This is a genomic window from Leifsonia sp. HAY1-4F, assembly GCF_056755275.1.
In genome coordinates, this window is record NZ_JBNDHX010000488.1 from 1 (window position 1) to 247 (window position 247).

1 pseudogene is annotated in these 247 nt (G+C 70.9%); it reads right to left on the minus strand.

Annotation, left to right across the window (positions count from 1 at the left end):
• A pseudogene (locus ACPYOG_RS20235) lies at nt 1-247 on the minus strand (1,2-phenylacetyl-CoA epoxidase subunit PaaE); the annotation flags it as partial.

Sequence of the window (247 nt, forward strand, 5' to 3'; positions counted from 1 at the left end):
CAGCACGAGCGCGTCGAGGATGGTGCGGAGCTTCCCCGCGTCGATCCGGCCGGACAGCAGCGGCGCGGAGCGCTGCTCGCGGGAGAGGACGTGGTGCAGCGCGAGGCGCGTCGGGTAGCGGTCCTTCAGATCGGCGAGGTCTTCGAGGAACATGACGTCGGCGCTCGAGCGGTTCGTGTACACGAGCGTCACCCGCGACGTGTCCGAGCGAGCCAGGACGGCGGATGCCAGGGCCATCACCGGCGTG